This is a genomic window from Flaviramulus sp. (assembly GCF_982512915.1).
Genome location: NZ_CEWOCJ010000010.1, coordinates 12,370 through 29,211 on the forward strand (window position 1 = coordinate 12,370; position 16,842 = coordinate 29,211).

The following is a 16,842-nucleotide window of genomic DNA, read 5'->3' on the forward strand; positions in this document are numbered from 1 at the left end:
TTGTAAAAAGTGTATTTTAGCACATGTTTTTAAGAAACTAAATGATATAGTATAAATGAAAAAAATAGGTTTTATACCACTTAGAAAAAATTCCAAAGGAATTATAAATAAGAATAAGCGTAAAATGGTAGGTAGGCCTTTGTTTACATGGGTTTTAGGGGAAGCTATTTTTTCTGATTTAGACATGGTTTATGTGTATACCGATGATGCAGACATTATCGATTTTATAACTAAAGAATACCATTGGACCAACAAAGTAAAAGCGCTTTTAAGAAGTGATGAAAGTGCCACCGATACCGCTTCAACCGAGTATGCCATGCTAGAGTTTGCTGAAAAAATTAGATATGATTTTGATGTGTTTTGCTTGCTTCAAGCTACTTCACCGTTTACCAAAAGAACCGATATTAATGCCTGTTTAGATAAAATTAATTGTGATTTTGATTCCGCACTAACCGTTGTGAACACCCATCGTTTTTTATGGAATGAAGATGGTACTGCCATTAATTATAATCCTAAAAGCAGACCACGCCGTCAAGATTTTGAAGGCTTGTTGGTTGAAAATGGTGCCGTTTATGCCATTACAAAAACAGCGTTACAGAAACATAAAAATAGGCTAGGAGATAAAGTTGGTATCGTAAAAATGCCTGAAGATTCTTTGTTGGAAATTGATACCGAAACCGATTGGATAGCCGTTGAACAGCTCCTTATTGAACGCCAAAAAAAAGGAAAATACACCGAAAAAATTACCCATTTGGTGTTAGATGTTGATGGTGTATTTACAGATGGTACCATCACATATACCAAAGAAGGTGAGCTTACCAAAACGTTTGATATGCGTGATGGTATGGGATTGGAAATCTTACGTCAGTTTCATGTGGAGGTTATGGTAATCACTTCAGAGCAATCTGAATTGGTCGCCAAACGCATGCAGAAACTCAAAATTGATGAGGTGTTTTTAGGTGTAAAAGACAAATTTTCACTCCTAAATCACATTATTAAACAAAAAGGAATAGCGTTAAATAACATCGCTTATGTGGGTGATGATGTGAATGATTTAACCAATATTTGCAGCGTGGGTTGGTCTTTAGCGCCCCACAATGCCATGGATGTTGTGAAGCAACATGCCGATATGGTGTTGTCTAAAAATTCTGGAAATGGAGCGATACGCGAAGCCTGCCAATTCATTTTAAATTATAATAAACGATTTTAAATAGTACCTCATTTTATATTCATGAAAACCTACAAACCACCCTATATCATTGCAGAAATTGGTTGCAACCATAAAGGTGATATGGAAATTGCTAAAGAACTTATTAAAGTAGCTAAAATATTTTGCAATGCCGATGCGGTTAAATTTCAAAAGCGTAATAATAAAGAGCTTTTAACCGATGCGCAATACAACCAACCACATCCAAATCCTGCGAATTCTTATGGTAATACCTATGGGGAACACAGAGAGTATTTAGAATTTAATATAAATCAACATCAAGAGTTAAAAGCGTTTTGCGAAGCTATTGGTATTGATTATGCTACATCGGTTTGGGATTTAACTTCTGCTAAAGAAATTGCTTCATTACAGCCTAAGTTTATAAAAATACCTTCGGCGTGTAATAACAATCTAAAAATGCTGGAATGGTTATGTGAAAATTACCCTGGAGAGCTTCATATTTCTACGGGGATGACTACCAAAAATGAAATTGACGATTTGGTTCAGTTTTTCAAAAAATTTAATAGAAACAAAGATTTAGTGCTTTACAATTGCACGTCGGGTTACCCAGTTCCGTTTGAAGACGTGTGCCTTTTAGATATCAATGTCTTAACAGAAAAATATAGAAACGACGTCAAACATATTGGTTTTTCGGGGCATCATTTAGGAATTGCCGTTGATGTTGCAGCTTATACCTTAGGCGCTAATATTATTGAACGCCATTATACGCTAGATAGAACTTGGAAAGGAACAGACCATGCCGCATCTTTAGAACCCATGGGATTGCGTAAATTGTGTAGAGATTTAAATGCTGTTTATAAAGCACTTAGCTATAAATCACAAGATATTTTACCCATAGAACAAGTACAACGCGATAAATTAAAAAACCAAAAGATATAACATGTTTTTAAAAAATACGTTACGACTTTTTTGGTGGAACGAAGTTAAGATTCAAGGCAAGTCTAAAGAAAATTATGGGGATCTTTTAGGTAAGTATTTGGCTGAAAAAATTTCTGGAAAAAAAGTTGTTTTTGCATGGCCAAAAAAGTTTTCAATATACGATTGGTTTGCACCTATACATGTCACCATTGGCAGTATTTTGGGAAATGTTAACCATAAATGTATTGTTTGGGGTAGTGGTATTGTTACAAAAGCGCATCCTATAAAAAATGCCAAATTTTTAGCAGTTCGTGGTCCGCAAACAAGAACGTTTCTTTTAAATCTAGGGTATAATGTTCCAGAAATTTATGGTGATCCTGCGTTATTATTGCCAAAATATTACCATCCAAAATTAGAAAAAGAATATAAAATAGGTATTGTACCGCATTATAGAGACTATAAATTGGTAGTAGATTTATATAAAAATGAAGATTCTATTTTAATAATAGATATCATGACCAATGATGTTGAAGGTACTTCAAATCAGTTTTTAAAATGCGAAAAAATAATGTCTTCTTCGTTGCATGGCATCATAGTGGCGCATGCCTATGGCATTCCAGCTATATGGCAAAAGTTTTCAGGTGATGTTTTTGGAGATGATATAAAATATCAAGATTATTTTGAATCGGTTTTAATTCCTGCTTATAAATCAGATATAATAGATTCAAAAATGAATTTGAATGAATTGGAAAACCTTTTCGACAATAAAGAATCTCTTCCGAAAAAAGGAATAATCGAGAAATTATGTATCAATTTAATGGCAGTTTGTCCTTTTAAAAGTGAGTTATAAATGAAGAAAAAAGTGTTCATTTTTTTCCCAGATGGTGTAGGTTTAAGAAATTTTGCTTTTACAGATTTTAAAGCCATTGGTGAAAACAAAGGTTTCGATATAACCTATTGGAATAATACTGTATTTTCACTAAAAGACAATCTGGGTTTTAAAGAAGTTAAAATAGATAACCATCAAATTCATCCATTAACACCATTATATTCAAGAGCTAGGAAACATATAGAACTCAATGTTTCTGAAAATAAATTTAATGATGAAGTTTATTCAACATATAAATTTCCATTTTCATATAAAGGTTTAAAAAATATATTTAAAACATTATTCATTAGGTTACTAATTGGTTTGAATAATTCTGAAAATGGTGTAGAACGCATACGAAAAAAAATTAACACTTTAGAACGTAAAAATCCAAAGTATGCATACTGTAAAGCACAACTGGAAGAGCATAAACCAGATTTGGTATTTTGCACCACACAACGAGCAACACAGTCTATAAGTGCACTTTTGGCGGCTAAAGATTTAGGAATTCCTACCGTAGCTTTTGTATATTCCTGGGATAATGTGCCTAAAGCGATGCAAGTTGTAGAAACAGATTATTATTATGTTTGGAGTGATTTAATGAAAGATGAGGTTTTAAAATATTATCCATTTGTTAAAAAGGAACAAGTTTTTGTAACAGGTACACCTCAATTTGAACCGCATTATGATGAAGATTTAAATCAAACTAGAGACGCTTTTTTTAAGGAGCATCATTTAGATGTTAATAAAAAATACATTTGCTTTTCAGGTGATGATGAAACTACCTCACCTCTAGATCAATATTATTTAGAAGACCTAGCAAATGCTGTTCGTAGTCTAAACACTAAGGGCTATAACTTAGGAATTATTTACAGGAAATGTCCAGTAGATTTTACCAATAGGTACGATGCGGTTTTAGATCTTAATAAAGATATTATTAAAGTTTTAGACCCTATTTGGAAGCAAGTTGGAACGCAATGGAATCAGGTTTTACCAAAGCCCGAAGATTTTAAAATGCTTTACAATGTTTGTGAACATAGTGAGTTTGTAACCAATGTTTGTTCTTCAACCGTATTCGATTTTGTAGCACATAATAAACCATGTATTTACTATAATTACGAACAGCCTCAACTAAAAAAAGGAGTACGCGATATTGGTCAGAATTATAAATATGTACATTTTAGAAGTATGCCAAGTGATAAGGCTGCTATATTTTGTACTGATAAAAAAGATTTAGAAAGCTTAGTTAAACAAATATTAGATGGTGAGTTGTCAAATGTTTTAGAATGTAAAACATGGTACGAAATAGTGGTTGGTAAATCACCAACAAAAGCTTCAGAGACTATTTGGAAAGCTATTGATACTATAATATGAAGAAGGTAGGTTTTATTACACCAGAATATCCGCACCCCAAAGTTAGTTATGCAGCTGGAATTGGAACGAGTATTAAAAACTTAGCACTAACTTTAGTAAAAAAAGGAGTTGGAGTCACTGTTTTTGTATACCACCAAAAAGAAGATGCTATAATCGAAGATGCTGGTGTTATTATTCATTTAATTGCTAAAAAAACATATCGATTTTTAACTTGGTATCATTACAGATTACAGTTACAAAATTATATAAATAAGGTTGTAAAGGAACAAGGAATAGATGTTTTAGAAGCTCCAGACTGGACCGGAATTACAGCTTTTATGCGTTTTAATGTGCCTTTATTTATTAGGCTACACGGTAGCGATGCTTATTTTTGTAAACTAGAGAAGAGAAAACAAAAGTTCAAAAACTTTTTGTTCGAAAAATTAGCTTTAAAAAATGCTCATGCGTTTATTGCGCCAACAACTTTTGCAGGCATAGAAACCCAAAAAATTTTCGGTTTAGATAAAAAGAAAATCAGAACCATTCATTATGGTTTGAAATTGGAAGACTTTGAAAATGAAACCCCAGAAATTTACTCAAGAAATACCATTCTATACATTGGAACTATAATTAGGAAAAAGGGGGTTTTTGAACTTGCTGAAATTTTTAATACAATAATAGAAACTAATCCATCAGCTAAACTTATTTTGATAGGTAGAGATGCTGAGGATATTAAAACTGGAAACATCTCGACATATGCTTTAATTGAAAAAACACTTTCAGATAAGGCAAAAACACAAACCAAATATCTAGGTAGTATAGCTTATTCATTAGTAAAAGAACATATCAAAAACGCTCATGTATGTGTATTTCCATCGTATGCTGAAACACTAGGTATGGTAACCGTTGAGTCTATGGCACTTCAAAAACCTGTTGTTAATACGAGTATTGGTTGGGCTCAAGAATTGATAGATGATACTATAAATGGTTTTTTGGTTCATCCATCGCAAAGAGATTTATTTGCAAACCGCATCATGGCTTTATTAGATGATGAAGCATTATGTTTAAAAATAGGTAAATCTGCCAGACTTAAAGTTGAAAAACTTTTCGACATCAATAAAAATGCAGATATTAATTTAGAATACTATCAATCTGTTTTAGACTCATGATTCTTTTAACACATAAAGACGATAAAGTTTACGAGATTATTGATTTAAAAACGAATCAAGTAGTATTTAACACCATAAAAAAACCATCAAAAGCACTATTTATAGTAGCCAATACCTATAAGGAACGTATTTTAATTTGGTGCCATATTTCGCAAAAAGACCATTTAAATTTTGAGGGCATTAAAGCGTCGTTTTATTTAAAAAACATGATGCTTTCTTACACTAAAAAACAATATTTACCCGATCAGATTGGTTATGTTGAAGATTCCCCTTTTTTGAAAGTTAACAAAAATGTTTCTTATCCAACTTGGTTAATGAGCAGTGAAGTTGGAGCCATTTATACATCAGAGTTGTTAAAATTTAAAAATACAATAAATTTAAACAATTCCTTGGATTATGTTTTAAACTCTATAGCCAAATTGGGGATTCCAAATGGCCTATTTTGCTACTCAGAACCTCATCTTTTAATTAAAAATGAAGTTAATGTTCAAAACGAAAAAGCATCAATTTTTCAGTTATTTAAGTTTGTAAAACAACACTATAAATCTGTTTGGTGTATTTTGTTATTCTTAAATTTAATAATGTATGAAAAGAGATTTTTATTAATAGCTCTCATTAAAACCCTTTTTATAAAAAGGATTTATTTTTCATCAAGTTTTGATTTAGAAACTATGATTACCCTTGAGATTAAAGACGTTTCCATCGATGTTATCATACCAACATTAGGAAGACAAGCTTATTTATATGATGTTTTATTAGATTTAGAAAAACAAAGCTTTTTGCCAAAACAAGTTATAATTATTGAACAAAATGAAGATAAAAACAGTATTTCTGAATTAAATTTTATTCAAAATAGACACTGGCCATTTAAAATTATTCATAAGTTTATCCATCAAACAGGGGCTTGTAATGCCAGAAATTTAGCATTAAAGCATGTAACAGCCGATTATGTTTATTTAGCAGATGATGATAACAAGTTTGATGAAAACCTTCTTGAAAACGTCATAACTAAAATGCAATTACACAACTTTAGTGCATTAACTATGAGTTACTTGCAAAAAAATGAAACTGAAAAACATAAAACACCTATCCAATGGAATGCCTTTGGTAGTGGCTGTAGTGTTATAAAATCAAAATATTTAAATGATGTTAGTTTTAATATGGCTTACGAATTTGGTTATGGTGAAGACACAGATTTTGGCATGCAATTAAGAAATTTGGGTGCAGATATTATATATATCCCAGACATTAAAGTTTTACATTTAAAAGCACCAGTAGGAGGTTTTAGAACTAAAATTATTCATCCTTGGGAAAAAGATGGAGTTATTCGTCCTAAACCATCGCCAACAGTTATGCTAAGTAGAATAAATAATTCAACTAAACAGCAGCTACTTGGTTATAAAACCAATTTATTTATAAAATTTTATAAAAGTCAAAATATAAAAAATCCTTTCAAATACTTAAGGTCGTTCAAACAACAATGGCAACATAGTATTAATTGGGCTAATCATTTGAAAAACAATTAATAATGAATTTCTCATTAATAGTATGCACTTATATGAGGCCAATGGCATTACGTAATTTACTAAATTCAGTAAATGAACAAACGCTGTACCCAAATGAAATTATAGTTGTTGATGGCTCTTTAAACGATGAAACTTCGCGATTAATTAGTAATTTGAATTACAGACATTTAAAATATTTTATAGTTGATGAAACTAATCGTGGCTTAACAAAACAGCGAAATTTTGGTATAAAAAAGGTTAGTGAAACTTCAGAAATCATATGTTTTTTAGATGACGATATCATTTTAGAAAATGATTATTTTGAAAAGCTTATGATGACTTATCATATAAAAAGGGCTGCACTAGCAGTAGGTGGTTATATTAAAAATGAAGTAATTTGGGAAAAGTCAAATAACACAGATAATTCTGATAAATTTTATTTTGATGGATGGATACGTGATGAACCTTCTCGCTTTAAAATGAGGCGTAAATTTGGTTTATTACCAGATACACCGCCGGGGTTTTTGCCAACTTTTGCTCACGGTAGATCCATTGGGTTTTTGCCGCCATCAGGTGAGATTTATGAAGTGGAGCAGATTATGGGAGGTGTTTCTAGTTATAAAAAGGAAGTATTTGAAAAATTATCATTTTCAACCTATTTTGAAGGATACGGGCTTTATGAGGATGCTGATTTTAGTTTACGTTTAGCCAAAATTGGCAAATTGTATATAAATACTGACGCACAACTTTATCATCATCATGATGAAAAAGGAAGACCAAATATGTATAAATATGGTAAAATGGTAATAAAAAATGGGTGGTATGTATGGCGAGTAAAATATCCTAAACCTAGTTTGAAAGCGAAAATTAAATGGCATGCTACAGCTATTTTGTTAATAGTAATTAGGTTAAGTAATATATTTAACAGTCGTCAAAAAAAACAAGCTTTAACTGAGAGTTTAGGTAGGCTATTGGGTTTGTTCTCTTTAATATTTATTAAACCTAAAATATTCTAAAAATAATACGTTTATTCAAAAAAATTTTATAAATGTTAAAAATATTAAATCTTCCATTTAAGTTAATTGTGCATTACAAAACATTAGGTTTTCAGGGTGTAATGCTTTTATTAAAAAGAAATTTTAAAGCATACAAATTCTTTAGCATTTTACTACCTGGATATAACTTTCCAATTATTTTAAGAAATAATACAACAGATATAGGTGTTTTTTATCAAGTTTTTCTTGCTAAGAGTTATAATCTAAACTTTTATTTAGACCCAAAAGTAATTATTGATTGTGGATCAAATATTGGATTGTCAGCTATTTTTTTTAAAAATAAGTTTCCAAATGCTAAAATAATAACTATCGAACCAGAAACATCTAATTTTGAGATATTAGTAGAAAACACAAAACATTATTACGATATTGTAAATATTAAAAATGGAATATGGAATAAGTCAGCTAATTTAAAAATAAACCAAAATTCTGGAAATTGGGATTTTACAGTTGAAGAAGTAGATTATAAAGACGAAAATACTATTCCTGCAATTTCTATTAAAGATATCATGATTAAATATGAATTGGAACAAATAGATATTCTAAAGATTGATATTGAAGGTGCTGAGAAAGAATTGTTTGAAGATAATTATGATTATTGGTTAAAGAAAACTAGAGTACTCGTAATTGAGTTACATGATGGCTTAAAATATGGAGCTTCAAAATCTTTTTTTAGCGCAGTTTCTAAATTTGATTTTAGAATGATAAAAAAAGACGAGAACTTAGTTTTTTATTTTAAATAAAACTAAAAAAAATATGCAATTACAATTATCAGTATGGACACATCACTTAACGCATTTGGTTTATTCCTATTTTTATTATTGTAAGTCTAATAAGATAGATATAAATATTGTTTATAATTCTAGAATAAAGTATAATTCAGCCTTATTAACTATAAATAATCAATCGATACTTTTTGACTATTCTGATGATACTAAGTTTATTGATTCACCTAATAACTTTGATTTTTATTTTAAACGTTCCCTTTTAAAAAAAGATATGTCTAGCAATGTTTTTCCGTTAAATTTCAATGTGCCAATGGCTTATAAAAGCCATTTGTTTTTATTAAAACTCAATAAAGATTTATTGTTCCATAAGTTTAATAAAATTGAAATAGGTAGAGCCTTAGATGTTTTTGGGCTATTTACTAATTCTGGGCACGGAACATTGGATATAAGGAATTACCCTAAAAATATTTCAGATAATGGCGGCAACGTAATTTTTTATACCAGATTGTGGAATCCAGATAATCATCCAGATGATGATGAAAAAGAACGCAGAATGCTTCAAAATGAGTTTAGGATTAATGCTTGTAGGATTGTTAAAAAGGAATTTAAAAATGCATCAGTAGGTTTATACAATGAAAGTTTATCAAATAAATTAGCGCCAGATTTGTTACTGTCACAAGATAAATCTGATAAAAAAAACTATCTCAAAAAATTAGCGCACTACGATATAGGTATTGCAGATGATGGTTTAAAAAACACACCAGGATGGAAAATAGGTGAGTATTTATTGTATGGAAAAGCGGTTATTTCCACACCATTAAATATTTGTGTTGATGATTTTAAGGAGCATATTAATTACGAAAGGTTATCATCACGTTCCTCATATGATGAAATTCCAGAGAAAATCGAATTTTTATTGAAAGGGAAAAAATATCTTGAAATGGGTGAAAATAATTTTAGGTGGAGTGAAATTTATCTACATCCTAAAAATTATATTTTTAGAATATTAAATATGTTAGAATTAAATGTCTAAAAAAAATTTTAACATTTTAAATAATAAAATGCAGACTATCTACTTACTAAATATCCCTAATTTTTATGCTTCCTATTATTTGTATGGGTTCAATCAAGCATTTCATGTTAAATTTAAAATGGATGATAGGTTTTTAAAATATAACAACAAACCTGTATTGATTTTTATGTTTGATGGTAAACTAGGAGTTATAAATAATGACGACCCTGTTTATTTTGACCAACCTTTATATGAGATTTCAGATAAATATTTTGTAACAAATAAACTTAAAGACCATCTTTCTTTTCAGCAAGACAAGGTGAAACCATTGTTTCCTCATTATCCTATTAGTATTTTACCATTATACTTTAAACTTTTCAAATTTAATTTGGTTAGATTTTTAAAACCTAAACCACTTGCTAAGGAAATTTACATATTATCAAGAAGACCTTCTTACAAAGATTATAACTTTAAAACAGAAAAAGAAAATTACATTTTTTTCTCTTCTAGTATTTGGAAGAATGAGTCTGAAACTAACACATTAAGAGCAGCATTTATTCGTTATTGTAAATCAGATAAACGGATTGTTTTTGAGGGTGGTTTTATACCAAGAAATGATGGAAATAATTTTAATTTTCAGGATGAATTAAATCAAGTTAAGTATGCTCCTAAAGTATTTTCAAAATTAAGTAAAAAGTCTAAAATAGTTTTAAATAATGCCGCAGTTTGTGGAGCGGTTAGTTGGCGATTAGCAGAATATCTCAATCAAAGTTTATTTGTATTATCTTTTCCGTTTAAAATTGAATTGCCAGTTCCTTTAACACATAAAAAAGATGTTCATTTCATTGAAGAAACTGTTGAATTTAAAGAGGTTTTTGATAAAGTTTTGAGCAACTCAGACTATCATAAAAAAATAGCTCAAAGTGGTAAGGCTTATTTTTCTGAGTATTGTACTCCAAAGGCTCAAGCACAATATATTGTAAAAAACTTAAGAGAATAGGTTGAATTTACTAAAATCGAATGAAGTTTTTAATAATCACACATGTAAATCATAAATTAAATAGCGGAAAAGTATCTGCTTATGCACCCTATGTTCGTGAAATGAATATTTGGTTAAGACATATTGATGAATTAATTATTGTGGCTCCAAAAACTAATGAAACTAAACATGCTATAGATTTAGATTATAAGTATAAGAGTATTGAATTTAACAAAATTCCATCCATTCAATTTACCGATTTTAAAAAAGCTATTTTATCTTTATTGAGATTTCCTGTAATTTTAGTCACCATTTTTAAGGCTTGCAGAAAAGCAGATCATATCCACTTGCGTTGTCCAGGGAACATTGGTTTGTTAGGTTGTTTGGTTCAGATTTTATTTCCTAAAAAAATTAAAACAGCAAAGTATGCTGGAAATTGGGATCCACATGCAAAACAACCGTTAAGTTATAAATTTCAAAAATGGATATTATCAAATACTTTTTTAACTAAAAACATGCAGGTTTTAGTTTATGGTAATTGGGAAAAACAATCCAAAAATATTAAATCGTTTTTTACAGCTACTTTTAAAGATGAAGAAAAAGAAAAACCAGATATTAGAAACTACAACGAAACTTTAAAGTTTTTATTTGTTGGTAGTTTGGTAAAAGGTAAGCGTCCATTATTTGCAATTAAGGTTGTGGAGGCTTTGTATAAAAAAGGAATACAGGTGAAATTTGATATTTATGGTGAAGGAATTTTAATGAAACAATTAAAAGATTATGTTTTAGAATATAAGTTGGGTGGTTTAATTAATTTTCATGGGAACAAAGAAAAGAATGTTGTGAAAGACGCTCTAAAAACAGCTCACTTTTTATTATTACCCTCAAAATCTGAAGGATGGCCAAAAGCTATTGCCGAGGCTATGTTTTTTGGAGTTATACCTATTGCTACTTCAATTTCATGTGTTCCCTATATGTTAGATTTTGGTAATAGAGGTATTTTGATTGATCTAAATTCAGAAAAAGCTGTTAATAAATTATTAGTTCATTTAAAAAAAGAAGAAGCCCTAATTGAAATGTCTAATTTAGCATCAATTTGGTCTCAAAAATATACTTTGGATGTTTTTGAAGATGAAATTATAAAATTATTAAAAAACTAGATGCGCGTTTTACAACTTATAGATACTTTAGAGCCAGGAGGAGCAGAACGTGTTGCTGTAAATATTGCTAATGTACTTTCTAATAAAATTGATGGCTCCTTTTTATGTGCTACTAGAAAAGAAGGTGCCTTAAAATCTGATATAACTCAGCTTGTGGGATATCTGTTTTTAGGAAAAACTAAAACCATAGATTTTAAAGCTATTAGTAGGTTAAATATGTTTGTTAAAGAGAAAGAAATTAATATCATTCACGCGCATTCATCTTCTTTTTTTTTAGCAACTATTATTAAACTTTTAAATAAAAATGTATACATTATTTGGCATGATCATTACGGGAATAGTACGTTTCTGGAAAATAGAAAATATCAAGTTTTAAAATGTTGCTCAAAGGTTTTTACTCATATATTTTGTGTAAATAGAACTTTAGCATTATGGGCAAAAAAAACCTTAGAATTTGATAATGTGTCATATGTGTCAAATTTCGCAACTTTAAATACAAGTTTATCAAGCACTACTTTAAAGGGTAAAACTGGTATGCGTATAATTTGTTTGGCAAATTTGAGACCACAAAAAGACCATTTTACACTTCTCGAAGCTTTTAAGCAAGTTCATAACCTATATCCTGATTGGACATTACATTGTGTAGGTAAAAGTTTTAAGGATGGATACTCTAATTCAGTTTTAAATAAAATAAAGGATTTAAATTTAGAAGCATCTATTTTTTTATATGATAGTAAACCCGATATTTATCATATTTTAAAACAGAGTGATATCGGCGTTTTATCTTCAAAATCAGAAGGTTTACCCATAGCATTATTAGAATATGGTTTAGCTGAACTAGCTGTGTTAGCTACTGATGTAGGTGAAAATGGAACAGTCATAACTAATCAAATCAATGGGTTTTTAGTAAATGCTTCGTCACCTAAAGAATTATCTGAAGCCATTATTTTGTATATCGAAAACAAGGAATTAAGATTAACTTTTGCAAAAAAATTTAATCAACATATTAAAGAAAACTATTCGGAAACATCTCAAATCCAAACAATTTTAGAAACTTATAAAGTATATACTAAAAAATATTGAAAAATTATAACTACATAAAAATCATTGGCTTACATGTATTAATAGGGCTTTTAGTATATAGTTTTTCAGCACTATCTTTAGTGTATTTATTAGGTATTTTTTTCTATTTCTCTTATCAAATATTTAAAGCAAAACCATCACAAAAAACCGTAAAAGTTTTATTAGCATGTAGTTATATTGTTGGTGCTGAAGTTTTTATAAGAATGACAGGAGGTAATTTTTTGTATGAGGTTTCAAAGTATTTAGTTATTTTGTTTTCTTTAATGGGGATTTTTTCTACAAGATTAAACAATCAACCAATCCTTTATATATTATATGTTTTTTTACTAATTCCTGCGATTTTAGTTGCTGGATTTAATCCAACAGGTCAATCCACGTTACGAACAGACATTGCTTTTAATTTAAGCGGTCCCATTTGTTTAGGTATAGTTTCTGTTTTTTGCTATAAGAGAAAACTTAGTTATCCAAACATACATAGTGTTTTATTAGCCATGGCATTGCCTTTAGTAGCTATGACTACTTATTTGTTTTTTTATACGCCAGATATTAGAGAAATTATAACAGGAACAGGCTCTAATTATGCTGCATCTGGAGGTTTTGGACCTAATCAAGTGTCAACAGTTCTTGGGTTGGGTATGTTTGTTTTTTCTTTACGATTTTTTATGCTTTCACCTAATTTATCATTTAAAATAATTAATGGGGCATTACTAGGGGCAATGAGTTTTAGAGGGATTGTGACATTTAGTAGAGGCGGTGTTATAACGGCGATAATTATGATAGCCGCTTTTATTTATTTTTATTTTAGAAAAGTGAACATAAAGGCCAAGTTTAGAATTAGTAGATTAGTCTTTATTTTTATAGGTTTAGGCTTAATTATATGGTCAATATCATTGATTCAGACTAGTGGTTTAATTGAAAACAGATATGCAAATCAGGATGCTTTAGGAAGAGCAAAGGAAGACGTTTCTACCGGTAGAAGTGATTTGATTTCTTTTGAATTGGATGAGTTTTTTAATAATCCAATTTTAGGAGTGGGTGTAGGTAAAATTAAAGCACTTAGAGAACAGAAGGAAGGTGTTTTGGCCGCTTCTCATAATGAAATGAGCCGAATTTTATCTGAGCATGGTTTGTTTGGTGTCGCAGCTTTATTGATTTTATTATTCACACCATTATTTTTTAGATTTAAAAATAAATCAAATATCTTTTTTTATTCTTGCTATGTTTTTTGGTTTTTAACTATAAATCACTCAGCAATGCGCATTGCAGCACCAGCATTTGTTTATGGGTTATGTTTATTAGACATTCAATATAAACCTATATCTGCTAAGAAAGCCACTAAAGTTAATGCTATTAAAACTAAACATATTTAATATTTGAAGTGTATATTATACATAGGAAATAAATCTAAAAGGGATAAAAAATCTAATCTATCTTCTATTGATGTCCTGTCGCCTTTGCTCTCTGAAGAAGGATTTGAAATACACACGGCATCAGACAAGAGAAACATCTTTTTAAGATTATTAAACATGCTTTTTTTATGTTATAGATTTAAAAATAAGATTGATTTTGTTTTAATAGATACTTATAGCACCTTAAATTTTTATTACGCTTATTTCGTAAGTCAATGGTGTAGAATTTTAAAATTAACATATATTCCAATATTACATGGAGGTAATTTACCTTACAGATTAAAAAATTCTCCAAAATCATCAAAGGCTATCTTTAATCATGCACATTTAAATGTAGCTCCTTCAGAGTATATGAAGTCTGTATTTAATGATTTTGGATATAATAATATTGTTTGTATCCCTAATTCAATTAAAATTCAAAATTATCCTTACCTACCCAGAATTTTCAAGAAAGTAAAATTACTTTGGGTAAGATCTTTCTCAGAAATATATAACCCATTGTTAGCCATAAAAATCTTAAAAAAATTAAAAGAAGACGGTGTTGAGGCTAAACTTTGTATGGTAGGTCCTGATTCAGATGGAAGTTTGATTAGGGCAAAAGAATTGGCCATGGATTTAGATGTTCAAGTTTCTTTTACAGGTAAATTGTCAAAAGAAGAATGGATAACACTTTCAAAAAAGTATAATATTTTCATAAATACAACTAATTTTGATAATACGCCAATTAGCGTAATTGAGTCTATGGCATTAGGCTTACCAATTATTTCTACAAATGTAGGTGGTTTACCTTATTTAATTGATAATAGCAAGGAGGGTATTTTAGTAGAGCCAAATTCTGTTGAAGATTTTGTAATTGAAATAAAAAAAATAATGTCATCACCAGAAAAATCAAATTTATTGGCGCTCGAAGCTAGAAAAAAAGTTGAAAATTTTGATTGGAATGTTGTTAAAAAGCAATGGATTAAAGTCTTGCAATAATTTTAGCTAGATTAAATTTACTTGTTATCTTTATACATTCTCAATTTTTGTCCTAAAATTATGGCTTACACTGGTATTCATTTTAATATTTCAGAACGTAAAATACTGTTACGTATTGGTGATATATTTTCAATATTAGGCATGTTGTATTTTAGTAGTATTATTTTTGATTTTGATTATTTTACCTTTGATAAAGGAAATTGGGAATCCATTTTAGTACTAATTGTGTATGTTTCAATATTTGGAACCATTTTTGAACTTTACGATTTACAAAAATCTAGTAAAATTGATAAAATAGCTACAAGTATAGTTTTTACAGTTTCTATCACGGTATTATTTTACATATTAACACCATTTATCACACCAATATTGCCAGATAATCGTTTGCAAATTTTATTCTTTTATTTTGCAATACTCATTGCATTGTTTTTATGGCGAATTTTGTATTTAACATTTGTAGTTTCACCTAGATTCTATAAAAAAGTTTTGATTATAGGGGAAATTTCAAACATAGAAATTATTATTGAAGCTTTTAATAAATCAGATCCTAATTATAAAATTATAGGTTTTATTAATTGTGAAATAAACAAATTTCAATCTTTAAAATTTAATGGCATAAAGGAGTATAAAGCAAACCAAATTTATCAAGTTACAAAAGAAGAGAATATATCAGAAATTGTTATTGCTAGTTATAATTCAGAAACAATTACTTCAGAGATTTATTACATATTGATTAGGTTGCTGGAGGAAGGACTGCCAATAAAAGAATATACACAAGTTTATGAAGAATTAGCACATCGTATACCAGTTCAGTTTGTTGGGAAAGACTTTTATAAATATTTCCCGTTTAGCAGGAGTAATCAAAATAAATTGTATTTATTTTTTTTAAGATTTTTTGATATTTTAATTTCATTTATTGGGACTTTAACAGGTGTCATATTTTTGCCCATTATTTTAGTTGGAAATGTTATAGCAAATCGAGGACCTCTTTTTTATACGCAGGAAAGGATTGGTAAAAATGGTAAAATTTTTAAAATTTTTAAATACCGTACCATGGTTAAAAATGCCGAAAAATCTGGTGCTGTTTGGGCCAAAAAAGGGGATGTTAGAATAACACCTTTTGGTAAATTTTTAAGATATTCACGTTTAGATGAAACGCCACAATTTATAAATATTTTGATAGGAGATATGAGTTTGATAGGACCAAGGCCTGAACGCCCGTTTTTTGTAAAAGAATTATCTAAAATGCTTCCTTTTTATGAAACTAGACATATTATAAAACCTGGGCTTACAGGTTGGGCACAAGTAAAAACAAGATACGGCTCATCTGTTGATGATAGTTTGTTAAAACTTCAATACGATTTATATTATATTAAGCACAGAAGTTTCTTTTTAGATGCTAATATTTTAATAAAAACATTAAGTACCGTTATTTTCTTTAGAGGTCAATAAATAGA

15 protein-coding genes are annotated in these 16,842 nt (G+C 29.3%); all 15 read left to right on the top strand.

The annotated features are described in order from the left end of the window. The first annotated feature begins 55 nt into the window (after positions 1–55). The 15 genes from AC1XJX_RS08420 to AC1XJX_RS08490 are packed head-to-tail and all read left to right on the top strand — an operon-like array spanning position 56 to position 16,837. Positions 56–1,210, top strand: a complete 1,155-nt coding sequence (locus tag AC1XJX_RS08420) for a cytidylyltransferase domain-containing protein (protein ID WP_482003530.1) — start codon at positions 56–58, stop codon at positions 1,208–1,210. 21 nt (positions 1,211–1,231) lie between these two features. After that, on the top strand, positions 1,232–2,107 hold the full coding sequence (locus tag AC1XJX_RS08425; protein ID WP_482003531.1) for an N-acetylneuraminate synthase family protein: 876 nt from the start codon (positions 1,232–1,234) through the stop codon (positions 2,105–2,107). A gap of 1 nt (position 2,108) precedes the next feature. Further along, positions 2,109–2,936, top strand: coding sequence for a polysaccharide pyruvyl transferase family protein (locus tag AC1XJX_RS08430; RefSeq protein ID WP_482003532.1), 828 nt, complete (start codon positions 2,109–2,111; stop codon positions 2,934–2,936). Further along, the gene (locus tag AC1XJX_RS08435; RefSeq protein WP_482003533.1) at positions 2,937–4,328 is read left to right on the top strand and encodes a UDP-glycosyltransferase; all 1,392 of its coding nucleotides are present in this window, start codon (positions 2,937–2,939) and stop codon (positions 4,326–4,328) included. Further along, on the top strand, positions 4,325–5,476 hold the full coding sequence (locus tag AC1XJX_RS08440; protein ID WP_482003534.1) for a glycosyltransferase family 4 protein: 1,152 nt from the start codon (positions 4,325–4,327) through the stop codon (positions 5,474–5,476). The genes AC1XJX_RS08435 and AC1XJX_RS08440 overlap by 4 nt, the downstream gene beginning before the upstream one ends. Continuing rightward, complete coding sequence (locus AC1XJX_RS08445; RefSeq protein WP_482003535.1) at positions 5,473–7,002, top strand: glycosyltransferase family 2 protein; 1,530 nt, start codon at positions 5,473–5,475, stop codon at positions 7,000–7,002. Before AC1XJX_RS08440 ends, AC1XJX_RS08445 begins: the two co-directional genes overlap by 4 nt. A 2-nt stretch (positions 7,003–7,004) precedes the next feature. Beyond that, positions 7,005–7,997: a glycosyltransferase family 2 protein gene (locus tag AC1XJX_RS08450; RefSeq protein ID WP_482003536.1), complete on the top strand. Its 993-nt coding sequence runs from the start codon at positions 7,005–7,007 to the stop codon at positions 7,995–7,997. 32 nt (positions 7,998–8,029) lie between these two features. After that, the gene (locus AC1XJX_RS08455; protein ID WP_482003537.1) at positions 8,030–8,779 is read left to right on the top strand and encodes an FkbM family methyltransferase; all 750 of its coding nucleotides are present in this window, start codon (positions 8,030–8,032) and stop codon (positions 8,777–8,779) included. Positions 8,780–8,792: 13 nt separating this feature from the next. Then, entirely contained in the window at positions 8,793–9,797 is a 1,005-nt protein-coding gene (locus AC1XJX_RS08460) for a hypothetical protein (RefSeq protein WP_482003538.1), read from the top strand. Positions 9,798–9,825: 28 nt separating this feature from the next. Next, the gene (locus AC1XJX_RS08465) at positions 9,826–10,776 is read left to right on the top strand and encodes a hypothetical protein (protein WP_482003539.1); all 951 of its coding nucleotides are present in this window, start codon (positions 9,826–9,828) and stop codon (positions 10,774–10,776) included. Positions 10,777–10,796: 20 nt separating this feature from the next. Further along, positions 10,797–11,915: a glycosyltransferase family 4 protein gene (locus AC1XJX_RS08470; RefSeq protein ID WP_482003540.1), complete on the top strand. Its 1,119-nt coding sequence runs from the start codon at positions 10,797–10,799 to the stop codon at positions 11,913–11,915. Beyond that, positions 11,916–12,998 (top strand): glycosyltransferase, encoded by a 1,083-nt coding sequence (locus AC1XJX_RS08475; protein WP_482003541.1) that lies wholly within the window; start codon positions 11,916–11,918, stop codon positions 12,996–12,998. It abuts the gene before it with no gap. Beyond that, positions 12,995–14,368, top strand: a complete 1,374-nt coding sequence (locus AC1XJX_RS08480; protein WP_482003542.1) for an O-antigen ligase family protein — start codon at positions 12,995–12,997, stop codon at positions 14,366–14,368. The genes AC1XJX_RS08475 and AC1XJX_RS08480 overlap by 4 nt, the downstream gene beginning before the upstream one ends. A gap of 3 nt (positions 14,369–14,371) precedes the next feature. Next, positions 14,372–15,385 carry a glycosyltransferase family 4 protein gene (locus tag AC1XJX_RS08485; protein WP_482003543.1) on the top strand — a complete coding sequence of 338 codons (1,014 nt, stop codon included), beginning with the start codon at positions 14,372–14,374 and terminating at the stop codon, positions 15,383–15,385. 60 nt (positions 15,386–15,445) lie between these two features. Next, complete coding sequence (locus tag AC1XJX_RS08490; protein ID WP_482003544.1) at positions 15,446–16,837, top strand: exopolysaccharide biosynthesis polyprenyl glycosylphosphotransferase; 1,392 nt, start codon at positions 15,446–15,448, stop codon at positions 16,835–16,837. The last annotated feature ends 5 nt before the right edge of the window (positions 16,838–16,842 follow it).

Excerpts from the sequence above, each read along its gene's own strand:
- AC1XJX_RS08455 (WP_482003537.1), top strand. The coding sequence starts at position 8,030 with ATGTTAAAAATATTAAATCTTCCATTTAAGTTAATTGTGCATTACAAA.
- AC1XJX_RS08450 (WP_482003536.1), top strand. The coding sequence starts at position 7,005 with ATGAATTTCTCATTAATAGTATGCACTTATATGAGGCCAATGGCATTA.
- AC1XJX_RS08440 (WP_482003534.1), top strand. The coding sequence starts at position 4,325 with ATGAAGAAGGTAGGTTTTATTACACCAGAATATCCGCACCCCAAAGTT.
- AC1XJX_RS08470 (WP_482003540.1), top strand. The coding sequence starts at position 10,797 with ATGAAGTTTTTAATAATCACACATGTAAATCATAAATTAAATAGCGGA.
- AC1XJX_RS08465 (WP_482003539.1), top strand. The coding sequence starts at position 9,826 with ATGCAGACTATCTACTTACTAAATATCCCTAATTTTTATGCTTCCTAT.
- AC1XJX_RS08430 (WP_482003532.1), top strand. The coding sequence starts at position 2,109 with ATGTTTTTAAAAAATACGTTACGACTTTTTTGGTGGAACGAAGTTAAG.
- AC1XJX_RS08460 (WP_482003538.1), top strand. The coding sequence starts at position 8,793 with ATGCAATTACAATTATCAGTATGGACACATCACTTAACGCATTTGGTT.
- AC1XJX_RS08425 (WP_482003531.1), top strand. The coding sequence starts at position 1,232 with ATGAAAACCTACAAACCACCCTATATCATTGCAGAAATTGGTTGCAAC.
- AC1XJX_RS08420 (WP_482003530.1), top strand. The coding sequence starts at position 56 with ATGAAAAAAATAGGTTTTATACCACTTAGAAAAAATTCCAAAGGAATT.
- AC1XJX_RS08435 (WP_482003533.1), top strand. The coding sequence starts at position 2,937 with ATGAAGAAAAAAGTGTTCATTTTTTTCCCAGATGGTGTAGGTTTAAGA.
- AC1XJX_RS08490 (WP_482003544.1), top strand. The coding sequence starts at position 15,446 with ATGGCTTACACTGGTATTCATTTTAATATTTCAGAACGTAAAATACTG.
- AC1XJX_RS08475 (WP_482003541.1), top strand. The coding sequence starts at position 11,916 with ATGCGCGTTTTACAACTTATAGATACTTTAGAGCCAGGAGGAGCAGAA.
- AC1XJX_RS08445 (WP_482003535.1), top strand. The coding sequence starts at position 5,473 with ATGATTCTTTTAACACATAAAGACGATAAAGTTTACGAGATTATTGAT.